The following is a 24,134-nucleotide window of genomic DNA, read 5'->3' on the forward strand; positions in this document are numbered from 1 at the left end:
AAATTTAGACCTGCCTTTCGATTGCTCTCGCAACACGGACAGGTTCGGGTGTGCTTACCAGTACCGATCGTTGGTCATTAAGTGTGATCAGAACCGCTGGCCCTGGGCCGGACACGTAGCCGGTAAGAGACCCGGATCGACGAGCGAAACCTATCCCATGTCGCCACAAGCTCTTCGCTTCTTCGGCTTTAGCGATGTCGTCGATGGGTACCGTCCTTTGCCCAACCCAGAATCCTTTGATCGTGACGTTCTTCGACGAGACATGCACCGTTATTCCTGGCCACGCAATAGCAGTGAGTAGGGCCATCAGGAGAAGGCTCAGCAGTAACCCCCGGGATAGCGTTGAAGAGGTTGATTTGGTGCCGTCTATCAGCCACGAGACACCGAATCCACATGCGGCAGCAGATATCGCGATAAGTAGTCCAGGGACGAGCGGTACGCGCGAGTTCGTAATAATCACTGTATCTCCAAACCCTGATTGTATGGCGCTTCGAGTGCTGCGGTGCAATAATGGTGCGTATGCAACTCCGTACCTCTTTCGAGACGATCTCACCACTAGTGAGGGCGTTCACTATCGTGAACGTAGTAGTGGCTATTTTTACCGGTGCTTCAGTCGCGTTTAGCTACGCTGATCTGCCTAATCCAGCGGCGGCGCAGTGGAAGCATGGTGAGGTCGTCAACACCGAACCTCCTCTGTTCTTCGTTGGAATCGGCGTCGCCCTCACACTGGTTGTAACCGCTTCGTTTGCCATAGCGATAACGGTACGCCGACCGCGCCCGATAGTGGCGAGAGTGCTCGCTGCGGTCGCTTCTGGGGTACCGCTATTTGTTAACAGCCTTCTCTTGCTGGTCCTTTTCGGACAATTCGGTATTGCCGATGCGGGCCGCGCTCTGCCTCCTTCTTTGGACCAGATTTGTGGTGTTGCCGGAATTGCGGCGGTGGTCGGCATTGTCGTGGCGTGCTTCTTCTCTCCGGGCGCTACCGGCACGTCCCCGCGCCAGATTGTCTCCAAGTGATCTAATCGGAAAAGTAACTTTAGCGAGTTGTGGTAGAAATTTCTGCAGGCTCCACCCTAACGGCACAAGCATGACAATATCCACCGCCCACATTGTAATGGCGAAGCTCCACAGGCCGAGGAATATGCCGATTAGAAGATGAAACCCGATTCCCATTGCAAGCATTATTCTTCGAAATCGAGTGTTGGATGAAAACAGAGCGAAGACCAAAAAAATTTCTATTAGTAGCGGACCCCATGTGAACAATGGCAGCGTCCACGGGTTCGAAAGCAGAGGTGCTAATAGCGAGTGTAGCCACTGGGTCATCCCGAAGGCCGGGTCTGTGCTCCAGTAGTAGAAGGCTGTTCCGTTTGCCCATTCATCGTGGGACAGTTTCGATACAGACGACTGGAAGTATATAATCGCGCCCTGAAGTTTCATGAGCAATACACCCACGGCTGCAATCGCGAAAGCGTAAGAAGTCTTGTTCGAAGTGGAGGATTGACTACCCGGTTTAGGGCGATAAGCCTGCCATGCCCAGCGACGACTGTCAGTCAGGCAGATTGGCAGCAGGAGCAGCGTCATGATCGTGGCTACCTGCTCGCCACCGTCGGGTGCAGCTACCGCAGTGATGAAGCTGGCTTGAACGTACCAGTGCGGTAAACAGGTGAATTGAGGGCGCCATCCGCTGGCAATCACCAGTAGCACTATGACTGCCAGCGTTTGCATCCAGCCAAGATAGGAGCGTTCGACAAGACAGAATGCAAATGCCTGATTTATCCCGGTGCATGTTGGAGCCAAGCCGGTATCAAGACGATACGTGAAGAGCGAATTTGGCGACGAGAACGTAAGAGTGCCTGCTAGTGAAAGTGCGATCAAACTTCGAACCAGCCCGATCGTGCTCGTCCAGGGTGCTGGGACTCGTAGATCGGTCAGCATTGCACCTCCACGCTGGTAGCCTCTGTTGCCGCGCGCGCTGGTACATTCAGATCCCGCCAAGCCCACGGCGTAGTCTTCATGCGCACTACCTCGATTCGCCCGCAATATGTCGGCGAAGGTGTTTCAGATTTCGCCATATTAACAGGCTTGTCATCTAAACTGGCCTGGCCGGCACAGGTTGCCGCATCCTTCGATTTGCACCGCCGCCAGCTGTCGCTAGAAATCCTTTTCAACGCAACAGCCATCTCCATTGACTGTTTCCGGGGCTCGCGATCCAAACCGAACACATTACCGGGCTTGCTGTAAGGAAAGTCTCCGACCGGTGCTGCAATTCCTTTGGTTTCGACCTTGTACAGTGCGAACGAGTCCTCCATAGGCGACTTCGTGAAAAATGCCCAGCCTTGCGGAGATAGCGCAGCTAAGCCGCTACGAACATACTCTGCCTGGCCTGGAAGGTGGAACGGCGTCGCTGGCAGCCATGCTGCTGCCACGTAAAAGCAGATCACCACAAAGGGGGCCGCCACAATTGCCATGATGCGACGTGGCACGGTCGCATAGACCGCAGGGTTAGCGTCTGTTACGGACGACGTCTCTTCGGTGGAGTCAGCGGCGCCGCTCGTGCCGCCTCTATCCAACGTTTTGCAGCGATTTCGTGAGCTGCCCCATGAATCGATCTCGATCTAGGCTGGAAGCTGTCCCGTTCGCGCGCTCTGCATTAGGCCACAAGACATTCTGGGCGTACACTGCGTTAGCCGCCACAGCTGCCAGCTCAAAGACCGCTCCCCCTACGGTTGTTACCGCGGCAGCGACGTGGAATACTGCCAGTGCGACAAAGGGAAAGACTCCGCATTCCGGCGCTTCAGTTTCGATCTCTTTTGTGGTTATTCCAGCGCTGCGGATCTGTACGGGACCGTCATTGATTGCTGCTTCGACCGCGTAGGGGTCACCGCTGGTGGTAGCGCTCTTGAATTGTGCGAAATAGCCAGGGTTCTTAGCATTGATCTTGTCGACGATCAGATTGCCAGCAGCCAGCGCTTGAGGAGTATTGTTCTGCGGGTAGGCTGAAGCCAACTTCGACAGCAGTTCCGGATTGCTGGCGGCCAGTTTCTGTGCCAGGGGGCCCTCTCCAAGGAGCACCGCGCGGAAGATTTCTTCGCCGCCTGTTCCGCCGGTAGCCGCTGGACTGGCGGGTAGAGGGCTTGAAACAGGCTGGGCTAGAGCAGGCGCAGCTGTCACAGCCGCCCCCGCGATGCATGTTGCTGCAATGAGTGCGGTCGCGCGTCGCTTGGTGTTGTTCATGCGTGGTTCCCCTCCAAGGATCCGCAGCGTGCGGTCTCACGCCGCGAGATGTAGTGCGTCTCACTAAGGACACTCTCAGGCTCGCACAGCTCGGACGCGTCGTCAACGGTTCGTAAGCACTTGGTACGTAAGCACCTGGTATGAGCCACCTCCCGCGTGATTCGCCGCGCTTCACCAGGGCGGCAAGGAGGGCGCCGTGGGGATATCGCGAGGTTCGAAATGTGTGTGGCCATCGAGTTCATTGAAGGCGCCGTACGACACGGATTCACCATCGCCGTCGCGATGCATGTCATCAGCAACGCCCGCTGCCACGAGCCGCAGTTCGCTCAGCCGCGCGTCCTCTTCGGGGTCAAGCCGGATCTGTGGATCGGCCCGAGCATGCAGCCGAGCGCTCCGCTGATCGAGGTCATGGCCGAGGTGAGCCCGCCGTCCACGGTTTTGATCGACACGCGTGCTCGAAGCGCGGAAGAAGTTCCTGGACGGATCCCCGGAATGAATGGGAAGTGATGATGAGCAAGAAGATCGATCAGGGCCGCTACAACCGGCTGGCGGACTGGGCGCAGTCCGACGCTCCTGTGATCCACCCATCGCGCGGCATCAGCGGTGACGCAGCCGCGGCCGCCGGTGCGGACCTTCTGCGCCGCGCCGGCCGTCCTAGCCTGGAAGAGTCTGGCGCGACGTCGCCGCGCCGCCAGGTACGGCTACCAGAGTCGCTGAGCAAACGCGTCGACGCTCTCGCTGAGGCCGATGGGCGCACACCGAGCGAGCTGATGCGCGAAGCGATCGCCGACTACGTCGACGCACATGAAAACCACCGGGCCGGATAGCAAGACCGGATCTACCTGTCAGGGGCATTGGAGAGGATCATCGGCATGAACAGCGCTGCTATGACGATCATGCTGGCCGCCGGTAATCCGGCTGATGCGCCGATGCCGTTCTTCGAGATGTACGTCCGACCTCTGATCCTGATCGGCGTCGGCCTGTTCGTCGTGACGTGGCCGCTGTGGCTGGTGCTGGCGTTCGTCCTGGCCAAGCCACGCGCTCATGCCCGGGCTGCGATGCTGGCGGCGCGCACTCGCGGGCAGTACCGGGTCGCGCGGCGGCGGCGCAATTGGCTGGTGTTCTGGCACACCTTGGCCTGCGTGCTCGGCCTGGGCCCGTTCTTCGCGGTGGCCTTCGGTGCGATCAAGGGGCCGGTGATTGCTCCGCAGGCCCGGTCGTATCCCGTCCACTACCCGTACTAGAAGACGGTGCGCCAGCATGAACGCCGACCTTCTTGTGCGCGCTCGGGCCTTCTTTGCAAACCGACCGGTTGACGCTTCCTGTCTCTTGGTGCTCGTCCGCGTGATCTGGGTTTCCGCTTCGATTGTCGCGCTGATGGCACCGGAAGAACTTTACGAACAAGACCTCTCGCGGGGAGTCGTGCTCGCGGCTGTCGCCGCGACGGTCGGCATAGTTGTTGTAGTTGGTGGGCATTGGCTTACTCAGTCCTCGCTTCTCCCCTCCGCCAGCTGGCTAGGATTTGCTTTACCCCGACGGTGGTGGCTGTGGCTCCCCGTAGGCGCAGCCGCTGGCTTCGCCCTCTCGCGAGGTCTAACTGCACTGCATCTTCCCCAGCTCTGGCCTGCACTGACTGATTCGACCGCGCAACAACTGGCGAACAGCGAGCAGCAAGCAGCTGAGGCGTTCACCTGGACGGACTGGACACACGCAGCAGGCGAGGAAGTGATCTTTCGCGTGCCCGTGATCATCGTGGCGTGTTCCGCGCTCGGCTTGGCCGGAGCCCGGATGACCGATGCGTCTCGGGCCCGTCTCAGCGTCCTGGCTGGCGTGGTGATTGCAACGACACTCTTGTTCGGTCTGATTCATCTTGACTACGGCTGGTTCAACGTCGTTACCACCTGGGTGTTAGGTGCAGGGTGCGCCGCCATCGCGATCGCCTCTCGATCGGTGTGGCCAGCAGCGGCTCTGCACGCGGCTTACAACACCGCCAACCACTTCCCAGACATTGTGTGGAACCTCTGGTGACCAAAGGGTTCCTGAGCAGGCAGCAGCGGTCACCACAGCGGCAGGGTGGGCGCCGTGGCGGTGATGTCGCGGAGGCGCCGGTAGCTACTCAGGTCGAAGGGTGTGCCGTCGCGGTGGGCGATGGTCAGTTCGCGGACAGCGACCGACAGCTCCGCTCGGCGGCTGGAGTCGACGACGGCTTCGCTGTTGTGGTGTCGGCCGGAGCTGATGGCGTGGCGCAGGTTCGCGGATTGGGTGGAGGGGTGCACGTGGGCGCCTGCGACCCTTACGCATAGGGGTTCGTTGCAGTGGTGTTCGAGGACGCCGTCGGCGGGCAGCTGGCCTTGGTGGGCCCAGAGGGCGAATCGGTGAGCGGAGACGGTCACCGGCTTAGCCTCACCGGGCATGGAGATGGTGACGCGGCCGTACCCGTCGGGGGTGGAGATGGCGCCGGTGAAGATCAGGCAGCCGGTGGGGATGGTGACCAGCTTGCCGGCGAACGCTGCGACCGCGGCCGCCGGTGGCGGCGCGGTGAAGGCGCGCCGCGGCGCGCGCCCCCGCCCGCCTGGGGCGACCGCGCCGCCGGCCTGGCCGTCGACGGCAGGCAGGCCGGGGATCTCGAACGCGAGCTGCACCAGCTCTGCCTCACCGCTGTTGCCACTGCTGTGCTGGCTTTTCATCATTGCCGCCGCCTGGTCATGACTCGTAGGGGTTGCGGGGCGGGTCGATGACCGCCGATTCGATGACGGTGAGCTGCGGCCCGTCCGGCCCACGGGCGGCGGTCACGGTCGCGGTGATCCACGTACCCGGTGCGAGCTGGCCGGTGCCGGTGATGCGGATCGACGAACGCACCGCGTCGGAGGCGCAACAGGTGAGCTGCATCCGCGCGATCCGCAGCCCGCCGTCCTCGTCGACGAGCTGCCCGGTGACGGAGATGGTTCGGCCATCGAGGGTCTGCCCGACCCGCAACCGGCCGCCGATCTGATGCAGCGGCACCGTCGGGACGCCGTCGGGCAGTGCCTTGAAGACCGGGGTCCGCTCGCCTCCGGCGAAGAGCGGCTTGCCCGACGACAACGCTCCGGTCACCGGTCCGGTCGCGCAGACCGCGATCAACGCGGCGCCGGCGAGCGCCAGCCACACCGTCAGCCCATGCCCCGCCCCCGAGTCGTCGGCGCGCGCCTGGTGGCCGTCGCCGTGCTCGAGGTCGGTGCAGCTGCACGGGTGATCCTCTCGCGCCTCGGTGTGACCGCGACCGGCGATACCGGTCGCTACGACGATGATGCCGCACACCACCAGGACCGCGGCGGTGGCCAGCAGTGGCAGTTGGTAGGTCGGGCGTACGAACCACAGGTACCGATCTGACAGCGCGGCTGCGGCGAGAACCGCGCCGACGGTGATCGCGGCGCCGGCCGGCGCCCACTCGCGGGCGCTCATCCGGTCACCGTCTCGATCACTGCCGCGGCGACGGCCGCGATCGGCAGCGCGAGTGCGATCGCCAGCACCGCGATCCTCGCTGCCACGCGAGCGCTGAACGCCCGCGCGTGCAGCGCGGTCAGCTTGACGTCAGCGACGGGCCCGACGAGCAGAAACGTCAGCTGCGCCGCGGCCGGCATACCGGGGAAGGAAGCGACGATGAACGCATCCGAGCTCGAGCACACCGCGAGCAGGTATGCCGCCGCCGCGGCGGCGAGCATGACCACCAGCAGCGGTACCGTCTCGCTGACCTGGAACCCGGTCACCGCGAACACGGCGCGCACCCCGGCGACCATCACCGCGGCGCCGACCAGCGCACCGATGCCGGTAACCGCATCGCTGAGGACCTGTCTGACGATCACAGGACCGCTATCCCCGTGCTCGTGCCCGTGCCCGTCATTGTGGTTGGTGCCGCTGAGCCGGTACCGGGTGATCGCTGCGGCTGCGGTGGGCCACCACCGGTCCAGCAGCACCGCCGCCAGTGCGGCGAGTACAGCACCGCCGGCGATCCGCGCGAGCGCGATCTGCGGCTCGCCCGGCAGCGCCGTGAACGTCGCGACCGCGACGATCGGGTTGACCGCCGGAGAAGCGAACATCACCGCCAGCCCTGCCGCCCGCGACATCCCACCGGCTGTGAGGCGCTGGGCGATCGTCACCGACGCGCACTCGCACCCGAGCACCCCAACGCTCGCCGCTACGCCGACACTGGCTGCACCGACACGGCTGCGCGGCACCCACCGCCTGAGGTCGACCCGCTGCGATACCGCGGTGATCGCACCGCCGGCGACCGCACCGAGGACCACGAACGGCGCTGCCTGCATCACCACCGCTGCGGCGATCGCCACCGCATCGGCGGCCTGCGGCCATCGCAGCCCGGCCGCCCGCGACGACAGCGCCAGCAGCATCACCGTCACCGCCGGCAACACAGCCGCCAGCTTCGCTCGCCCCGCTCCCCCACTGCCGACGTGGACCGCCTCCGCTCCCATCGCCTCATCGGCGGCATGGTGCGAGCGTGTTCATCGCCGCCGGCCCCACGCCGGCGTTCGCGTTCGCGCTGGCCGGGCCTGCGAGCGTGGTGCGCGGTCGATCACCGCGACACCGATCGCGCTCAGGCCGCTACCTACCGCGGCGCCGGCCGCCACACTCGCTGCGAGCCCGAGCGCCTTCACTGTGCTCTCGGATGCCAGCACGGCATTGCACCAGACGATGCCCGCGACCGTCACGGCCAGGCCGGCGCCGACCGCGAGCACCCAGCTCGCGGCCAGCGCCGCCCGTCGCCCTCCGGATCCTCTCTCGCACCGCACGCCGGCCGCGCCCCTGCGAGCCGCCGCGGACATCACGCCTGCACCCGCTCCGCCGCCGACGCGCCACCGTTCGCGCCCTCACCGTTGTCGGCACCCGAGCTCTCGTCGTCCGTGCCAGCGGCCACGCCCTCGGCGGCAGTGGTGTTCTCCTGCGGCGCGGCGCTGGCTTTGCGGCCGCGGGAGACCAATCGGCTGACCTCGCTCGCGCTCGCGCCGGTCAGCTCGGCGATGTCGCTGTGGTTGAGGCCGTCGTCGGCCATCGTCGCCAACGCGATCGCCTGCGCCAGGTGCTGCGCGTCGCGTTTGGCGTCGAGCTTGTCGAGCTCTTCAGTCGCCTTGAAGTAGTCGGTGACCGCGTCCTCTTGCCGCTTCTCCCGCTCGCGCCGGGCCCTGGCCGCGGCTGCGACCGCTGCCCGCGCACGATCACGCGCGCTCACCCGGGCCCCGGTTGATCCTGCCGACGCTCCGCTTGCTGCCTTGCTCGTCTTCTCACTCGTCGGTGCCGCCATTGCAGCTTCCCCTTCCTGTCCGGAAATCCAGGCACTCGCCTGGTTGGTCGCTGACCGCAGTCGCACCCGCGCACCCGAATCGCTGTCAGCTCTGACACGCAACCGCCGTGGCGACAGTCCGGCCCACGCGGGGCCGCAAAAAGGGGTGGGGTGCTCGCTCTCGGCGCGAGCCCAAGGGGACCGACGGCGATCGCTGGCGCAAGATCCCTCCTCGCGCCCGGTGAGAGGCGTCAGGAGGGTGCTTGGCCGCGTCGCGCAGACGCGCACCTGGCTTTCGGGTTTCGTGGGTGAGGCGAATCCCGGGGGCCGGTGCCGATGCCGTGTGCAGTCACCGACGATGCTACCCGCGCCGTCGTGATCCTGAAGGCCCTGACGGCCTGACACAAACGCCCCCGCGCGGCCCGCCTCGCCGCCGCTTCGCCGCCGCCCCGCGGCTACCCGGGCCGCGCGCCCGCCGCCCGGCCGCGGTCCTGTGCTCTCTCACGATCTGCATCGACTTGCGGGCTCTCGCCGCCGGGGCTGTGGCCTGACTTCACCGGGCGGTGCCCTGCTCCTGCTCGCCGGACGCGCTACACGCGCCGCTCGCCTCCGTCTGGCCTGCGGCCAGCTCTTGCCGCTTCGCGGCTACGAGAACTCCACCCGCTTCGCTGGACGATCTTTTGCCCTTGGCACCTGCGGTGCATCCCGCACGCGGGACCGGACAAAGATCGACACACCTTTTGCAGAGTTTCTGACTTTCGGGGCTGACCCGTATTCTGGGCCACGTACGTGGCCCTGATTTGCGCCCTGACGGCCGCAAATGATGCTGGTGAGGAGGTGGTCGACCGTGGTGATGACGATGCACGTCCTGCACGCTGGGGACGGCTACACCTACCTCACCCGCAGCGTTGCGAGCGCCGATCAGCAGCGCGGCCGCGGCACCTCCCTATCGGACTACTACGCCGCCAACGGCACCCCGCCCGGCCAGTGGACCGGCCGCGGACTGGCCGACCTCACCGCGTTCGGCAGCCCGGAGGGCGAGAGCGGCCTGGTGGGCGGCGCGGTCACCGAGGCGCAGATGCGCGCCCTGTTCGGTGAGGGCCTGCACCCGAACGCGGACCAGCTCATCGACGCCGGCGCCGACGTCGGCGATACCCGGCTCGGGCGGCGGTTCCCGCTCTACGCCAACGCACCGAGCCCGTTCCTCAAGGACTTCGCCGCCGCTACCAAGGCGTTCGAGGCAGGGCAGCAGCGCCGCCCGGACGCCGCCGAACGCGACCAGATGTGGATGCGCGCTGCCCGCGAGCACTACGAGCTCGCGCACCCGAACAAGGTCGATCCGAGCGAGCAAGCGGTGCGGGCGTGGGCGGGTCGGCAGCGCGCCGCCACCCGCCAGCCCGTCGCCGGATACGACCTGACGTTCACCCCGGTCAAGTCCGTGTCGGTGCTGTGGTCCCTCGGCGATGAGGACACCCGACGCACCATCGAGGCGTGCCACCGGGAGGCCGCGGACGAGTCGATCCGCTACCTGGAAGACAACGCTCTGGTGACCCGCCGCGGCGGCAAGGGCGAGGCGCAGATCGACGCCGGCGGGCTCGTCATCGCTGCTTTTGATCACTACGACAACCGCGACGGCGAGCCGAACCTGCACACCCACTACGCGGTGTCGAACAAGGTTCTCGGCTCTGATGGCCGGTGGTCGAGCATCGACGGCACGCCGTGGTTCAAGGCCGCATCGACCGCCTCCGCCCGCTACAACGCCGCCCTGGCCGACAAGCTCACCGACCGTCTCGGCGTCGAGTTCCGGTCCCGGTCCAAGGGCGCGGACAAGGAGCCGGTCCTGGAAATCGCGGGAATCACCGACACTCGTATCGCTTCGCACGCCGGCCGCACGGCGACCATCGAGCAGCGTTACGCCGAACTCGAAGCCGACTACATCGACCGGCACCAACGCGCCCCCGGGCGCGCGGCTCGCTACCAGCTGCGGCAGAAGGCGAACCTGGACACCCGCCGCGCCAAGGCCGCCCTGGCAACAGGTTCCGCGGCCGACCGGGGCGACGGCGCCGCCGTCGTGCACGGCCTCGGCGCAACTCTAGAGCGTGCCCGCAAGGTCGATGTCGCCGCGCACCCGGACGCCGCCCGCGGCCGAGCTCTGCTCGAACACTGCCAGGCCGAAGCCGCCCGACTCACCGATTTCCGCGCCGACACCGCGCGGCTTTCGGTCGACGAGCTCGCCGACCTCACCACCGCCAAACTCGAGCAACGGTTCAACAGCTGGTCCCCCACCACCGTCACCCGGTGGGCCACCATCGTCGTCGCGCAGCAGGCCACCGAGGGCACACTTCCCGATGGTGTTGCCCGCGCCGATCTCATCGAGCAGGTCACCGCGGCGGTCACCAGGGACAGCCTGCGGATCGACGCCGTCCATCCCGTCCTCGACACCAGCACCGGCCTGATACCGGAGGCCATGCAGCGCCGCAACGGCGAGCACATCCTCACCCCGGTCGGCTCCACACTGCTCACCTCCACCCGTGTCGTCGAGTCCGAGCACAACCTGATCCTGGCCTCCGAGACCGTCACCAGCACCGTCGCCACCGACGCCGCAGTCAAGGCCGCGATCGCCGCGGTGGGCGAGGAAACCGGCTTCGCCCTCAACGAAGGACAGGCCCGCCTCGTCGAGCACTTCTGCTCCTCCGGCGCACTACTCGCCGTCGGTGTCGGCCCTGCCGGCACCGGCAAGACGACGTCGATGAAGGCGACGATCGCCGCGTGGGAGAACACCACCGGCCTGCCGCAATCCGTGCAAGGCCGCAAGGTCATCGCCCTCGCGCCGTCCGCTGCCGCCGCTATGAAGCTCGGCGACGAACTGGGTATGGGAACTAGCGGTGACCCCGCCGATGCCGCCCGCACCATCGACACCGAGGTGGTGTTCTTCACCGCGAACATGAAGGCGCTCGCTGCCGCCCGCGAGGCCGGTGACACCACGCAAGTCAAGAGGCTCCGTGAGCGCATGACCCGCCGCATCCCCCGCGGGTCGATGCTGCTCGTCGACGAAGCGGGCATGGCATCCACGGCCAATCTCCACGAAATCCTCCGGATCGCCAAAGCCACTGGCTCCGTCGTCCGCCTCCTCGGCGATCCCCTCCAGCTCGACGCCGTCGACCGCGGCGGCGCACTGGAACTGCTCGCCAAACACACCGACGCGCCCACCCTCACGAAGGTCGTGCGGTTCGTCCAGTCCGAACGCGCCGCCGACGGCACCCTCGCCGCAGCCACCACACAGGTTGTGGAAGACGGTGTGGAGAAGACCGTTAAGAAGGGGCTCGACACGATCGCCGCCGAGAACAGTCTGCGGATGCGCGACGGTCACCACGACAGCCTCACCATGTTCGACGAGCGCGGCTGGACCCACCATCACAGCGCCAAAGAAGCAGCGCTCACCGATGTCGTCGCCGCCCACCTCGCCGATCAGCAACGCGGATCCAACGCGATGGTTGTCGCCACCACCCGCGCCGATGTCAAGACCCTCAACGAGATGCTGCAAGCCCACCACCGCGAGACCGGGACCGACCGCACCGACCGCACCGTCAGCCTCTCCGACGGCCTGACCGCCGGCCGCGGCGACATCATCGTCACCCGCGACAACATCAAGATCAAACGCCGCGGCGGCAGCCACGACCGCATGCCGATCGCCAACGGCGAACTGTGGACGGTCGAAAAGATCGACCGAGACGGCGGCATCACCGCCCGCAACATCGACGACGGTGGACGCATCGAACTGCCCGCCGACTACCTGCGCGCAAACACCGAACTCGGCTACGCACTGACCATCCACCGCTCACAGGGGGCCACCGTCGACACCTTGAACCCGCCGGTCGGGTTGACGGTATCGAGGCGCAGGCCCAGTAGCGGAGCGAGCGCTCGGTAGTCGGGAAAGTCGCCTGCGTAGATCGCCATACATCGAATCGTACGTGCAAATGTGCGGCCTACCCGAGGCTCAACGGTCCGGGTTTTCTGACACACTGCCGTGCGATCCTGCAGGTGTGACCACGCTCGGATACGCCCGCGTCTCGACTGCCGATCAAGACCCCGCGCTACAACACAACGCGCTCGCTGCGGCCGGGGCTGAGCGCGTCTGGACGGACACGGCCAGTGGGGCCCGAGCAGACAGGCCGGGTCTTACCGACCTCCTCGCGTACGCCCGCTCAGGGGACGTTCTGACGGTATGGAAACTCGATCGCCTGGGCCGCTCACTCCCCCACCTGCTCGCCACCGTCGAGCACCTGGCCGCCGAAGGTATCGAGCTGCGATCACTCACCGAGGGCATCGACACCACCACGCCAGGCGGTCGCCTCGTCTTCCACACCCTCGCGGCCGTCGCAGAGTTCGAGCGTGACCTCGGCCGCGAGCGCACCCGCGCCGGCCTCGCGGCCGCGCGCGCGGCCAGGCGCCGCGATTGGCCGGCCCAAGCTCGCAGAATCGACCCGCCTGGCGATCGCGAACCTCGCGGCTGCGGGGACCGCCAAGACCGAGATCGCCCGCACACTCGGCGTATCGCGTTCCAGTGTCTACCGCGCTCTCGGCGAGGAGGAGTGATCTACTTCTGATCGACGGCCTCGATTTCCGGCGTTGTCGTCGTCGAATCTGCCTCCCACTGCGCCTGAGGCGAATCCGCCGAGGCATCCCAGAAAGCTTGCTCGTCGTTGGGCAGTGGGGCGTCGAAGTTATCAGGAATCACCAGGTCCGGGGACTGTCCGAACGTTCGAGCCGCCGGCATGTCTTCCTTCAAAAGGGGCACCTCCTCTTTGCGGGCTTCCCGGCTCAACGTACTGCCAGACTCTCTCACCACTGCAACATACTGACATATATATGTCAGTATGTTCCTTGCTGTGTCGTCGCCAGCTCGTACCGTCTACGACGTGAACAAACGTGAGTACACGCGATTTCTGTTGGACACGGAGCAGAAGACCTACGCCCGGTTACGCGCCGCGCGGCCGCTACCGACGGAAGTGACAGCCAAATGGGACATGGACTTTCGGGGCGATCTGCGATTCATGAAGGCAGCCCGCAAAGGTAGCTGGGAACTCGGAGTCGGATACCTGAAAGAACGGCCGTTGGATGCTCAAGCTCGAACGCTCCTCATCGGACACGACGGCATCATGGCAGGAGTCGTCGTTGAGATCATGATGGACGAGGCCCAGGCCGCCGCGGAGGATCTGCGTACAGCTCTCCGCGGCAAGCAGCCTCGATCGCTTCTAGGGTTGACTCCTCCGCTCGATCCCCAGGACACGCGCAACTGCGCCAAGTTCCTCGATCAGGCGGCGGACTACGTCGGTGTGCTCGGGTTCGTGCACGGCGAAGAACTGCCAGCAGGCACAACAGTCGTCAATGGCCTTATCTACCTCGGTCCTCAAGGGGTCGCCGGGTGGCGCGACGAGTTCTAGGAGGCGAGCCGGAAGCATATAGACATACGTATGGCAGTCTGCCATGATGTAGATATGTCGAATCAGCTCCCCGAGGGCGTGCCCATCGACCCGCGCCTCGATGAAGTCCGAACCCAGGTCACCGACCTGCTTGTCGCCGCAGCTCAAATGCAACGTCGTACGTCCGGCGATCGGTCCGGCCCGCTCGAAGAGGGTGGCCGGCCACTGTGGAACGGCCCGGCAGAGCCCATCGACTTCTCGGACTTCCTCGCGTCCGTGCTGTGCGACGTTGCCGATCGCGTCGGCGGCGTCGACACGCTCATTTCCGGCCGTCCCGGCTCCTGGGAGTCCGAGCATGTCGCCGCCCTAGCGCAGTCCCTCAACTGACATACCGACAGAAAGACATACATATGTCCACCGTTGCATTCGTCCACACCAAGGGCGGTGTCGCCAAGACGACCAGCTCGATCTATCTCGGCGCGGCCGCTCATAAGCGCGGCATGACGGTCGAGCTGCTCGACGCCGATCCGCAGCGATCTGCGGGGGAGTGGGCCGACGATGCAGCCCAGGCCGGCGACCCGCTGCCGTTCCCCGTCCGTACAGTGACCGCCCGTAGCCTTCGCCCGACGCCGGGCGTAGACCTCAGCATCATCGATACCCCGCCCGGCACGGCGTCGGTGATCGCGCCGTCACTCGAGGTGGCCGACCTCGTGGTGATCCCTACTGGCGTCTCGCCGCTCGATGTGCGCCGCGTCTGGCCGACCCTCGAAGTGACGGCACACAAGCCCACTGTCGTGTTGTTGACCGGTGTAGCGCTGAATACAACGCTCGCGACCGAGGTTCGCGCGGCCCTCGATGACGAGGGTGTCGCCGTGGCTACGACCCCGATCCTGCGCCGCGAGGGAATCAGGAAGGCGTACGGCACCGCTCCGCGGTGGCCGCTCTACGGATATGACGACGTGCTCGATGAGTTGATGGGAGTGCTGGTGTGAGCGATCTACGGAGCAAGGTGCAGAAGCGGGTCCAGCCCGCGGCAGCGGCGAAGCCGGTCGCTGACGTGCTCAAGTCGGAGCGCTCGGACGTGAAGCGCACGACCTTATACCTGTCAACCGATGATGTGCGGGCACTGAAACAGCTTGCGCTTGACGAAGATACGACCATGACCGCCCTGGTCAACGAAGGGATAGCCTGGGTGCTTCAATCCCGAAGCAAGTAGCCATACCGACATACATATGTCTGTATGTCGATATGGGTGATCCGGGCCAGTCCTCGACGGAACCCGTTGCGGAACAGATCGGCTACGCGGAGGCATGGTCTGGACCTCAGCTCCACCGTGCAGCATCCTCACGCGCTGTAGCGAGAGCCGGAGCGAGCGCACCTCCTGCACGTAGATGCTCGACGACGCTCGCGCCGTGCAGCGCACTATTGGGTGCCTGAAGCCACATGATCGCGATCCACGGATCTGCTGCAGGTTGCTGCAGGATCTGCCACACCTCGATAAGCCCCGGGATGACGGTGCGGTTTTCGGTGAACTGCCAGGCCGGGTACACCCAGGTCCGGTGGGCGTCATCCTGCAGACACGCTACGACGGTGCCGGCGTCGACGCGCTCGGCGAGCGCATGCTTACTGATTCCAAGCCAGTCGGCCACCCCGGTCGAGTCGTAGAAGGGGCCGAACTGGTCGTAAGCACGTGCCGTCACTACGCCTCCCCTCTCAGCTGGGTTCGCTACGTTCCAGCACCTCCGGGCGCTTGAGAAAGACGCGAGCCGCAGGCCTCGTCATCCGGCGAGTAATCCTGCGGCTCACTTTCAACCCCACCTCGATAGGGCGGCTACAGATATCAGCTTAGCAGTCTGCCTGCTAGCAGACGAAGCGAGTAAGCCGCAAGCGACACGCGGAAGTTCGTGTTTATGCAGGTAAGGCGCTGTATTCCAATCTCTTCGCCCTCGGCTGTATCTGCCGCGCGTACGAATCCCCCGCGTGTCCCTGCCTTTCTGCACCCCCGGCATGCAGGGTTATGACCGCGTGACCGCCGTGGTCGCGCCCCGTAACTGATCGGGCCACCAGATCGGCTACAACGTGCTCGACCGAAAGGAGGTGAGGCCATTGAAGGCACCGACATCACGCAAGCGCGGCAGGAAGAAGCGGAAGCCGGGCGAGCGTTGGGCGATTGCTAGTTTCGCCGTCAACGTCGCCCGGCTCGGCGTCGAGCTGCTACTGCTCATGTTCTGACCCCACAACCCGATGAAGGCAATGAAGCCGCCTGTCTCCTGTTCCCGCAGGACCAGGCGGCTTCATCGTAGTCAGGGGACGTTTCTTGGTGCCAGAGGTCAGGGATTTGCCGCGAGAACCTCAAGGGCACTGCGGCCACGGGTCGCCCACGGCTCACCAGGCGCGACCCATGCTCGGTGCCCAGGATCCTCCAGCGCCTCCCACAGAAGCTGCACGCGGGAGCGATCGTGTCCAATCATCCGCTTCTTGTGCTGGACTGGGTTCTTAACTGTGCAGGCTAGGATCGCAGCGTCGTCGAGGTGTCGATCCCGGTCGCGCGGATCGGACCGATAGGCGGCACCCTTCAGTACGAGCGCACCGAGCACATCGGGGACGCTGACCACGACAATCCCCTGATCGGTGTTGATTTCGCAGTTCACGGTTTTGCGTAGCGCCGAGGTGCCCCCAGGCACAGCGAACACCTCCCGCTTGAGCACACGCGGCCGCTGAGACGGTGGCAGATGGTCGGCGACCATCACGTCGACCTGCTCCTGTTTCCGAGGGCCGCGGGTGAATCGGTGCACCGGCCCATCACCTACGGGCTCGCTAAGTACGTATCCGAGTCCTTCTAGCTGCTCACGGATGCTCCCCCAGGTTGCAGCGCCGGTCTCGATGTGGATCACCATGTCGACGTCGACGGTGGGCCGCGTCAGCTGCATCCCGGCGTGAGCTGCGTGCAACTGCACCATCAGGCCTCCGACGAGCGTCCACTTCTCGTGAGGGATCGCACGCACCAGCTCGACGAGCTGCGGCCACGGAGGCGCCCACCCGCCGGGAGGGGCCTCAACCTGCCACTGCGGCCGCTCCTTACCCGTCACGAAACCTGTCCGAGCAACTGCGTCAGCACGCGGTGGCCGGCCGCGGCTTCTCGAGTATCTAGCGATTCCATCAGGTCAACGGCCACCGTAGCGATGTAGATCTCGTCGACCGGCCACCGCGCTTCGGTCGGCACAACCCGAAGGTAATACTCGCCCCTAGGGGCCTCGATGAGCCCCAGGTCCCGCGCCGTGGATTCGACCCGATCCTCGGCAACGTAGCCCTCGAAGTCGTCTCGGTGGACGGTCGCCAGTCCAAAGAGCTCGCCCCAGTAGGGGTCGGCAAGCACACTGGTACCGGTCGCCAGCAGTCCCGTATTGTCGCCCCACCCCTGCATACGCTTGACCCTGGCCATGCGCCGGCGTACTAGCCAGGCCACCTCCTCCGCGCTGCTGCGCCGCAATCGCGCGCGCAGCCGGGAAAGCACCGGCGGATCTACCCAGTCCACCGACTCGTCAGAGAGCAGCGCGAGAGCCGCCCACGCCGCGGCCGCACTCAACGGACGGCCACGGTGCGGGCGGGCCTGCGCCCGACGGTGCACCGACGCGCCATCGAGCAGCAGCACACCCCCAACTGTCCGAGCCACTGTCAGCTCACCGCGGTTCGCGAGTCGCGCGACCTGCCGCGGGGTCACCTGCAGCCTCTCCGCTGCATCCGCGACCGACATCTCAGCACTCATACGCTATATGGTCGCGCAGTCGACCTATTTCTGCAATAACTAGTGTTTAGAGGTTACGCGCAAGATCGATTACGATCCGCCGGCGTGTCTCCGGAGAGACCAGGATCCCAAGAGGCGACAGTGTGCGGAGTCCGCCACCAAAGTCAGTGTCAGCTGTGATCTGCGCAGCGAGCAATTCCACATCACCCACCGAGAGCAGGTGCACCCACTGCCGGTAGCAGCGGCTGTAGAACTCGCCCTTGACGCTACCGAAATTTCCCTCAAGTCTGGTGCGCAGCCGCGGATCCAGCATGCGAGCAGGGTCATTGCGTAGAACCTCAACAGCAGCTATCGCCATCCTCATCTGACGCGCATACCGGTCGCCCTGCAACCGCCCAGCCTCCCTCCCGCCGAGAATTACCCCTACACCGTAAGCGCCGCACCCAACCGGGAGTATCGGAATTTCGGTGTAAGTGGCCCGACTCGCTGACCAGAGCTGGTTGGTGGGAAAGAGGGTCTGATGACCGAGACACTGCATGTCATGGACGATGGCAGGCAACCAACTGAGCAGGAGCTGCAGCTCGCGCGGGAGCTCGTCGCGCAGGCCCGGGAGCAGGGCGCGTCGATGAGCGCGCCGGGGATGCTGCGGGCGTTGACGAAGACGATGCTCGAGACCGCCCTCGATGAGGAGATCACCGAGCACCTGGGCTACGACAAACACCACATCGAGGGTCGAGGAAGCGGGAACTCCCGCAACGGTGCCAGGACGAAGACAGTGATCACCGAGACCGTCGGGCCGATCGAGATTGAGGTGCCACGCGATCGGGAGGGCTCGTTTGATCCGAAGATCGTCGCCAAGCATCAACGTCGTCTGAATGGGGTTGATGAGATCGTCTTATCCCTCGCTGCGAGGGGGCTGACCAGCGGCGATATCGTCGCGCATTTCGATCAGATCTACGGCGCCTCGATTAGCAAGGACACGATCTCCCGGATTACGGACAAGATCGTCGAGGAGATGACCGGCTGGTTCAACCGGCCGCTGGAGCCGATCTATGTCGCGGTGTTCATCGATGCCCTGCACATCAAGGTCCGCGACGGGCAAGTCGCTAACCGGCCGTTTTACGCGGCGATCGGCGTTGATCTCGACGGGCACAAGGATGTCCTAGGGATCTGGGCCGGCGAAGGCGGCGGGGAGTCGGCGAAGTTCTGGTACGCGGTGCTGAGCAGCCTCAAAAGCCGCGGCGTGAACGACGTGTTCTTCCTCGTCTGTGACGGATTGAAGGGCTTGCCGGCGTCGGTGGCCGCGGTCTGGCCGGAGACGATCGTGCAGACCTGCGTGATTCATCTGCTGCGCAACAGCTTCAAGTACGTGCCTCGCCAGCACTGGGACACTCTCAAACGCGATCTCAAGCCGATCTACACCGCCATCGACGCCACCGCCGCAGAGGCAGCTCTGGACGCTCTCGACGACACCTGGGGGCAGAAGTATCCGACGATGATCCGGCTCTGGCGCAATGCCTGGGACGAGTTCATTCCGTTCCTGGACTACAACATCGAAGTCCGGCGGGTGCTCTACTCCACCAACGCCATCGAGAGTCTCAATGCCAGGTACCGGCGGGCAGTCAAAGCCCGCGGGCATTTCCCGACCGAGCAGGCAGCGTTGAAAACGCTGTACCTTGTGACCAGGGCGCTCGATCCGTCCGGTCGGGGCCAGAACCGGTGGGCGGCCCGCTGGAAACCCGCCCTGAACGCGTTCGCGATCACCTTCGCCGACCGCATCCCCGGCCTCAACCGAGACCAGGGCTAACAACGCCACTTACACCGAAAATCTGACACTCCCACCCAACCTGACCTGCGAACGTTGAGTTCTCAACGTGTTTTCGCAGGTGAGAGGGTGTTTTTGTGGTTGCAGATGATCGGTTTTCGACGTAAGTTACTGACATGCTGCGTTCTCGGATCGGCCGAATCCTCCTGTTGCCGTTTACCTTAAGTTTGTAGGTGCAGTTGATTCGTGATGAATTACGTTCGGCTGTAGCCCGGGTGGGCCGGGTGTGGCCGTTGCTGCTTTGCCGGCCTGTCGTGGTGCGGCTTGAAAGGATTGGCCGCCCGGCCTGCCTGGACGTCCTCGGGCCGCTGATTGAGATCTGCGAGTGATCGCTTGTTTAAGGAAATGCTGGCGAGGTTGTCCATCGGGTTCTCACTGGTAGACAAGCGAATAGGAGCGCAGAGATGGCCGGTCCGGATCGATGGTGGGTGGGAGTTGACGTCGGCAAGGAGTTCCACTGGGTCGCGGTCTGTGATGACGCCGGCAAGGTGGTCTCCTCCCGCAAGGTGGTCAACGACGAAGCTGCGATCGCCACGGTGATCGCCGAGGTTGATGGCCGCGGCGGAACGGTGTCGTGGACTGTGGACTTGATCAGCCCCTATGCGACGTTGTTGTTGACGATGCTCGCCGCCGCAGGGCACTCGGTGCGGTACCTGACCGGCCGCGCGGTGTGGCAGGCATCGGTGGTTTACCGCGGCGGCGAAGCGAAGAGCGATGCCAAAGACGCCCGCGTCATCGCTGATCAGGGACGGATGCGTGGTGATGATCTGCCACTGCTGACTCCGGCTGATGGCCTGGTCACGGAGCTGGCGATGCTCACCGCCCACCGGTCGGATTTGGTCGCGGACCGCACCCGCACGATCAACCGGCTGCGTCAGCAGCTGGTCTCGGTAAGTCCCGCGCTCGAGCGCGCCGCGGAACCGACTGCCGACCGTGGCTGGGTGAGGCTGCTGGCCCGCTACCAGCGCCCGAAAGTGCTGCGCCGAACTGGTGTCGTAAGGCTGACCCGCATGCTCTCCGACGCTGGTGTGCGTAACGCCGGCAAGATCGCCGAAGCTGCAGTCGAGGCGGCGAAAGCGCAAACCGTGGCACTGCCCGGGGAGGATGTCGCCGCCGCGCTGGTTGCTGAGCTCGCGCAGGGGGTGATCGACCTCGATACGCGGATTAAGAACGTCGATGCCGCCATCGAGGAGCGATTTCGCCGACACCCTCTGGCCGAAGCGATCGTGAGCCTGCCCGGCATGGGCTTTCGTCTCGGTGCTGAATTCCTCGCTGCCGTCGGAGATCCCAGCCGAATCGTCTCCGCTGATCACCTCGCGGCGTGGGCCGGCCTGGCCCCGGTTTCCAAGGACTCCGGCAAGCGCACCGGCAGGCTGTGCACCCCCAAGCGCTATCACCGCGGACTGCGACGAGTGATGTACATGTCCGCGGTCACCGCCACCCGCTGCGACCCCGAATCCCGGGCCTACTACCAACGCAAACGGTCCCAGGGAAAGAAACACATTCCCGCGACGATCTGCCTGGCCCGAAAGCGCGTCAACGTTCTCTACGCCCTCATCCGCGACAACCGCACCTGGCAGCCCACCGCACCGCAAATCACGGCCTCGGCTGCTTGACAGCTTCATTGAGAATCCTTTCTGCTGCTGTTCGGGGGAGTTGCGTGCAGCGACGGTGGCAGTGCGCCGTCGACGCCGGCCCCTGCTACGTCGACGTGCGAATCGCTCGGTAGCTCGCTCGATCGGTTGAGCTGTTCGGCTCGGGAGGCTGAGCGTGTCCATCAGGGCGCAGAGCAGCGGTACGAGGAATCTCCGCGCGGCCGGGTTGAGAGCGCGTTCGATCGGGTGCTGACTGTGTGGGGGATCGGTGGCCTGGTCCTCGCGTACCTGGGTGTCATGGTCGCGTCGTGGCGGTTGCCGGCCGCTCCCGAGGGGCGTGATCCGCTCGGCCCCGAGGCGTGCCGTGTAGCGATCGCCCGTAAGGCTCGGATCGCCGCAGGGACGGCGATCGCTTTGCTCGGTTTGGGCGTGTTCTTGGCAGCTCTGACCGGGCTTGTGTTCATCGGGGTCGGCGGCCTGGTGCTCGCGGTTGCCGTGGGGTGGTTCGCGGCATCGCAAGCCCCGGCGATGAACGGGTACGCGGCCGCGGAGGCGGAGTACCAGGAGACCGTGGCGGCGACGGTGACCGCTGCGGAGGCCCGTTGGAGTGCGGAGAACGCGGCGCGCGTGAACCGTGGCGAACGGGTGCAGCCGTTCGATCCGGAGTCGGTGCCGTGGCCCGCTGAACCTCATTTGACCCCCGAGGAAGCTACCGACCTCGGTAATCGAGACGGGTGGAATCCGCCCGAGGGATCTGCGATCGCAGCGCTGACCGACGACAAGGGTCAGCCGACTCCCGCGGCCAACGCGGTCGAGAAAGTCGCGCGGGATCTGAAGTGGGGAAAGTGGGATAACGTCGCCGGCCAAGGGCGCAACGCAAGCGGTGGGACTGAACCTGTTTTCACACCGTGGGTGCAGCTGGTGCGCGTCGAGCAGCTCGATGGGGGAGACGCGCGGGTCGTCCTGGTGTCGCACCACGCGAGCGTCGGCGCCGATGAGCTGACTCGGCGCCTCGATGCGCTGTTGAAGGCGTGGCGAGTCCGTGCGGCTATCCCGCCCGTGGTGTTCCTCGATCACGCGACGGGTGAGCTGTCGGTGACGGTGACCAATCAGCGCAGCAACAGTGGCGGCGCGGCATCGGATACCCCGAACGACGCGGCCGGGTTCACCCCGCCACCCACCAGTGGGCGTGGAAGCGGCTCGGCATCATTCGGTGATGACAGCGGGATCGTCTGGTGAGTGACCCACTCGATGAGTTGATCGGCGATAACGACGCCGATCCTCCCAAGCGCTCGGCCGGCACTAGTCGCCCGCCGAACGTGAAAGCGGCGAGGGCAGAGCGTGGAACACAGGACGCCGCCGCAGCGGCAGCGACAAGGGCCGAGGCGCGCGCGGAGCAGGCAGCACGGGTCGGCCGAGCGGCCGACCAGGTAGCGGCGGCGACGGCCGATGCGAGAGCGGCAGCGGCCACCTTGCAGATGCCGGCCGAGGCCGATCCCATCGCCGCGGGGCGCTCCGCTGCTGAAAAGCTTGTCGACCGCTGGCACGAGGCCCTGACCGATCCAGTGATCGTGGCCGCGCTCGGTCTCCCCGTGGGGGCAACTGGGGTCGCACGTATCGACCAGCTCGACGCATTGGTGGTCACGGTGACCCTGCCCGCACACATCACCGGCATTCGCGTCGAATCCCTCGATCTGGTTCGGCTCGCCATCGATGCCCGGTTCAAGAGTGGCGAGCACCGCGTATCTGTATCGCCTTCGATGCGCGGGCCGAACGGCGAACTTGTGGTGTTGATCGTCCGTGACAACGCAGTCGATTCCTCTGCTGAATACCGCAAGGCGAGCCCTGCCGCGGCCGCGTTCTTCCTCGACGTGGACCATGCGCAACGCCGTTGCTTCTACAGTGCCGGCCTCACGATCACGCGCCCCGATCCCGCGGGCCAGGCACGCACTATGGCCCCTCGCGTTCTCGCCGCGCGCATCGGTCCGACCGGCCCCGAGTTCGACGTCGAGATTCTGCCTGGGCAGACCTTCGAAATGTGGCGGGCGGGCGCGGGGAAGCTGGCCGCGATGTTCAAGACACCCGCGCTCGATGTGGTCCCACACCAGCACCTGGCGAGGATCCGGCTCAATAGCCGGCCGCTCGAGTTCCCGAGGACAGTTCCCCTGTCGCCTACGGCGTTCGTCCGCCCGACAACGGAGGCCGAACGTGCGGCGGCCGCACCGCACCTGGTGGTGCCGATCGGTGTCACAGCAACAGGTGAGCGGATAACGGTGCCGCTTGCGCGTCGGCCGCACTTCGTGATCGCGGGCACGTCCGGTGCGGGCAAGTCGACCACGCTGCGGATGATGGTGTCCGCGCTCGGCCTGCAAGGGGCGAAGCTACTCCTTGGCGACTTCAAGGAGAGCACCGACATGACCTCGCTCGCGGACATCCCTGGCGTGGTGCACGTCGCCACCAGTGTTCCGACTATCGCCCGCATGATCGCGTGGTTGGGGGACGAGCTGGAGTGGCGCAAGGCGGTGACGGCCGCACTGGCAGCCCGAGGCATCGACACCCCTTCGTGGGAACCAATCGTGATGATTGTGGACGAGTGGGGAGCCGGCATCTCGGCCCTCATCAAGGGCGACACCAAGAGCGCGCGCGAACTAGGCGAATCTCTACTGAGCATCGTCACGCAGCTATTCGCCCAGGGACGCAGCTTCGCGATGCACGCGGGCCTGTCGATGCAGGACACCTACGTCGAATCGCTGTCCGGAAAGATCCGACAGAACGCGTCAACCAAGATCGTGGTCGGCAAGCCGTCGACCGGCTCCGCGGCAGCGCACATCAATGCGCTTTTCGAGGCGGGTAGCGAGCAGGCCGCTGCGCTCGAAGCGGCCAAGGGCATCGTCGACGGGATGCGGGGTGTCGGCGGCCATCGTAAGCTCCCCACTGGCGGCCATTTACGGCGCATTTTGTGGCCATGATTTCTCCCCGGGTACGGCCAGATAGTTCCCCACCCCTGTGATGTGAGTGCTACCCGGCGTCGACGCTGGGT

27 protein-coding genes and 1 pseudogene are annotated in these 24,134 nt (G+C 65.2%); 15 read left to right on the forward strand and 13 right to left on the reverse strand.

Annotated elements, in window-relative coordinates; genetic code table 11:
* Positions 1-822: 822 nt before the first annotated feature.
* From TPAU_RS22605 to TPAU_RS22615, 3 genes are all read right to left on the reverse strand, one after another.
* Positions 823-1,935 (reverse strand): sporulation-delaying protein SdpB family protein, encoded by a 1,113-nt coding sequence (locus tag TPAU_RS22605; RefSeq protein ID WP_013128801.1) that lies wholly within the window; start codon positions 1,933-1,935, stop codon positions 823-825.
* Positions 1,929-2,468, reverse strand: a complete 540-nt coding sequence (locus tag TPAU_RS22610; RefSeq protein ID WP_115330051.1) for an SdpA family antimicrobial peptide system protein — start codon at positions 2,466-2,468, stop codon at positions 1,929-1,931. The genes TPAU_RS22605 and TPAU_RS22610 overlap by 7 nt, the downstream gene beginning before the upstream one ends.
* A gap of 94 nt (positions 2,469-2,562) precedes the next feature.
* Positions 2,563-3,234 (reverse strand): sporulation delaying protein family toxin, encoded by a 672-nt coding sequence (locus TPAU_RS22615; protein WP_013128803.1) that lies wholly within the window; start codon positions 3,232-3,234, stop codon positions 2,563-2,565.
* Between the two features lie 219 nt (positions 3,235-3,453).
* Between TPAU_RS22615 and TPAU_RS21205 the strand changes: the two genes are divergently transcribed.
* Genes TPAU_RS21205 through TPAU_RS23020 form a run of 4 tightly spaced genes read left to right on the forward strand, consistent with a single transcriptional unit; the run spans position 3,454 to position 5,262 of the window.
* Positions 3,454-3,741 (forward strand): hypothetical protein, encoded by a 288-nt coding sequence (locus TPAU_RS21205; RefSeq protein WP_013128804.1) that lies wholly within the window; start codon positions 3,454-3,456, stop codon positions 3,739-3,741.
* A gap of 2 nt (positions 3,742-3,743) precedes the next feature.
* Positions 3,744-4,061 carry a CopG family ribbon-helix-helix protein gene (locus tag TPAU_RS21210; RefSeq protein WP_013128805.1) on the forward strand — a complete coding sequence of 106 codons (318 nt, stop codon included), beginning with the start codon at positions 3,744-3,746 and terminating at the stop codon, positions 4,059-4,061.
* A gap of 45 nt (positions 4,062-4,106) precedes the next feature.
* Positions 4,107-4,478: a hypothetical protein gene (locus TPAU_RS21215; protein WP_013128806.1), complete on the forward strand. Its 372-nt coding sequence runs from the start codon at positions 4,107-4,109 to the stop codon at positions 4,476-4,478.
* Positions 4,479-4,494: 16 nt separating this feature from the next.
* Complete coding sequence (locus TPAU_RS23020) at positions 4,495-5,262, forward strand: CPBP family intramembrane glutamic endopeptidase (RefSeq protein WP_115330055.1); 768 nt, start codon at positions 4,495-4,497, stop codon at positions 5,260-5,262.
* 29 nt (positions 5,263-5,291) lie between these two features.
* On the opposite strand, the gene TPAU_RS22125 is transcribed toward TPAU_RS23020, so the two are convergent.
* From TPAU_RS22125 to TPAU_RS21245, 5 genes are read right to left on the reverse strand one after another with little or no spacing between them, the layout of a single operon-like run.
* On the reverse strand, positions 5,292-5,924 hold the full coding sequence (locus tag TPAU_RS22125) for a hypothetical protein (protein WP_013128808.1): 633 nt from the start codon (positions 5,922-5,924) through the stop codon (positions 5,292-5,294).
* 13 nt (positions 5,925-5,937) lie between these two features.
* Positions 5,938-6,675 carry a hypothetical protein gene (locus TPAU_RS21230; protein ID WP_013128809.1) on the reverse strand — a complete coding sequence of 246 codons (738 nt, stop codon included), beginning with the start codon at positions 6,673-6,675 and terminating at the stop codon, positions 5,938-5,940.
* Positions 6,672-7,700: a permease gene (locus tag TPAU_RS21235; protein WP_013128810.1), complete on the reverse strand. Its 1,029-nt coding sequence runs from the start codon at positions 7,698-7,700 to the stop codon at positions 6,672-6,674. The genes TPAU_RS21230 and TPAU_RS21235 overlap by 4 nt, the downstream gene beginning before the upstream one ends.
* 30 nt (positions 7,701-7,730) lie before the next feature.
* Positions 7,731-8,051: a hypothetical protein gene (locus tag TPAU_RS21240; RefSeq protein WP_013128811.1), complete on the reverse strand. Its 321-nt coding sequence runs from the start codon at positions 8,049-8,051 to the stop codon at positions 7,731-7,733.
* Positions 8,051-8,527, reverse strand: coding sequence for a helix-turn-helix domain-containing protein (locus TPAU_RS21245; protein ID WP_013128812.1), 477 nt, complete (start codon positions 8,525-8,527; stop codon positions 8,051-8,053). Before TPAU_RS21245 ends, TPAU_RS21240 begins: the two co-directional genes overlap by 1 nt.
* Before the next feature lie 808 nt (positions 8,528-9,335).
* On the opposite strand from TPAU_RS21245, the gene mobF reads away from it, so the two are divergent.
* Together mobF and TPAU_RS22620 are read left to right on the forward strand one after the other, a co-directional pair.
* The gene (mobF, locus tag TPAU_RS21250; RefSeq protein WP_187291005.1) at positions 9,336-12,434 is read left to right on the forward strand and encodes a MobF family relaxase; all 3,099 of its coding nucleotides are present in this window, start codon (positions 9,336-9,338) and stop codon (positions 12,432-12,434) included.
* 115 nt (positions 12,435-12,549) lie between these two features.
* Positions 12,550-13,102, forward strand: a pseudogene (locus TPAU_RS22620) (recombinase family protein).
* Position 13,103: 1 nt separating this feature from the next.
* Here the strand turns inward: TPAU_RS22620 and TPAU_RS21260 are convergent.
* Complete coding sequence (locus TPAU_RS21260; protein WP_147291143.1) at positions 13,104-13,352, reverse strand: hypothetical protein; 249 nt, start codon at positions 13,350-13,352, stop codon at positions 13,104-13,106.
* A 73-nt stretch (positions 13,353-13,425) separates the two neighbouring features.
* On the opposite strand from TPAU_RS21260, the gene TPAU_RS21265 reads away from it, so the two are divergent.
* From TPAU_RS21265 to TPAU_RS21280, 4 genes are read left to right on the forward strand one after another with little or no spacing between them, the layout of a single operon-like run.
* Positions 13,426-13,950 (forward strand): hypothetical protein, encoded by a 525-nt coding sequence (locus tag TPAU_RS21265; RefSeq protein WP_147291144.1) that lies wholly within the window; start codon positions 13,426-13,428, stop codon positions 13,948-13,950.
* A 54-nt stretch (positions 13,951-14,004) separates the two neighbouring features.
* Entirely contained in the window at positions 14,005-14,316 is a 312-nt protein-coding gene (locus TPAU_RS21270; RefSeq protein ID WP_013128815.1) for a hypothetical protein, read from the forward strand.
* Between the two features lie 23 nt (positions 14,317-14,339).
* Positions 14,340-14,921, forward strand: coding sequence for a ParA family protein (locus TPAU_RS21275; RefSeq protein WP_013128816.1), 582 nt, complete (start codon positions 14,340-14,342; stop codon positions 14,919-14,921).
* Positions 14,918-15,145: a ribbon-helix-helix domain-containing protein gene (locus tag TPAU_RS21280; protein WP_013128817.1), complete on the forward strand. Its 228-nt coding sequence runs from the start codon at positions 14,918-14,920 to the stop codon at positions 15,143-15,145. The genes TPAU_RS21275 and TPAU_RS21280 overlap by 4 nt, the downstream gene beginning before the upstream one ends.
* A gap of 106 nt (positions 15,146-15,251) precedes the next feature.
* On the opposite strand, the gene TPAU_RS21285 is transcribed toward TPAU_RS21280, so the two are convergent.
* A complete protein-coding gene (locus TPAU_RS21285) occupies positions 15,252-15,629 on the reverse strand; it encodes a hypothetical protein (RefSeq protein ID WP_013128818.1) in 378 nt (125 codons plus the stop codon).
* A gap of 406 nt (positions 15,630-16,035) precedes the next feature.
* On the opposite strand from TPAU_RS21285, the gene TPAU_RS23765 reads away from it, so the two are divergent.
* Positions 16,036-16,161, forward strand: a complete 126-nt coding sequence (locus TPAU_RS23765) for a hypothetical protein (protein WP_013128819.1) — start codon at positions 16,036-16,038, stop codon at positions 16,159-16,161.
* Positions 16,162-16,259: 98 nt separating this feature from the next.
* Here the strand turns inward: TPAU_RS23765 and TPAU_RS21290 are convergent, their stop codons facing one another.
* From TPAU_RS21290 to TPAU_RS21300, 3 genes are all read right to left on the reverse strand, one after another.
* On the reverse strand, positions 16,260-17,018 hold the full coding sequence (locus tag TPAU_RS21290) for a nucleotidyl transferase AbiEii/AbiGii toxin family protein (RefSeq protein WP_086012739.1): 759 nt from the start codon (positions 17,016-17,018) through the stop codon (positions 16,260-16,262).
* Positions 17,015-17,581 (reverse strand): DNA-binding protein, encoded by a 567-nt coding sequence (locus TPAU_RS21295; protein WP_245537958.1) that lies wholly within the window; start codon positions 17,579-17,581, stop codon positions 17,015-17,017. Before TPAU_RS21295 ends, TPAU_RS21290 begins: the two co-directional genes overlap by 4 nt.
* A gap of 160 nt (positions 17,582-17,741) precedes the next feature.
* Complete coding sequence (locus TPAU_RS21300) at positions 17,742-17,987, reverse strand: hypothetical protein (protein ID WP_013128822.1); 246 nt, start codon at positions 17,985-17,987, stop codon at positions 17,742-17,744.
* Between the two features lie 228 nt (positions 17,988-18,215).
* On the opposite strand from TPAU_RS21300, the gene TPAU_RS21305 reads away from it, so the two are divergent.
* The 4 genes from TPAU_RS21305 to TPAU_RS21320 all read left to right on the forward strand — a co-directional run bounded on the left by TPAU_RS21305 (position 18,216) and on the right by TPAU_RS21320 (position 24,063).
* Positions 18,216-19,481 carry an IS256 family transposase gene (locus tag TPAU_RS21305; protein WP_245537922.1) on the forward strand — a complete coding sequence of 422 codons (1,266 nt, stop codon included), beginning with the start codon at positions 18,216-18,218 and terminating at the stop codon, positions 19,479-19,481.
* A 422-nt stretch (positions 19,482-19,903) separates the two neighbouring features.
* A complete protein-coding gene (locus TPAU_RS21310; RefSeq protein ID WP_013127436.1) occupies positions 19,904-21,115 on the forward strand; it encodes an IS110 family RNA-guided transposase in 1,212 nt (403 codons plus the stop codon).
* Positions 21,116-21,340: 225 nt separating this feature from the next.
* The gene (locus TPAU_RS21315; RefSeq protein WP_013128823.1) at positions 21,341-22,333 is read left to right on the forward strand and encodes a hypothetical protein; all 993 of its coding nucleotides are present in this window, start codon (positions 21,341-21,343) and stop codon (positions 22,331-22,333) included.
* Positions 22,330-24,063 (forward strand): FtsK/SpoIIIE domain-containing protein, encoded by a 1,734-nt coding sequence (locus TPAU_RS21320; RefSeq protein ID WP_013128824.1) that lies wholly within the window; start codon positions 22,330-22,332, stop codon positions 24,061-24,063. Before TPAU_RS21315 ends, TPAU_RS21320 begins: the two co-directional genes overlap by 4 nt.
* Positions 24,064-24,134 lie beyond the last annotated feature (71 nt).

The organism is Tsukamurella paurometabola DSM 20162, from assembly GCF_000092225.1.
GTDB classification, from domain to species: domain Bacteria; phylum Actinomycetota; class Actinomycetes; order Mycobacteriales; family Mycobacteriaceae; genus Tsukamurella; species Tsukamurella paurometabola.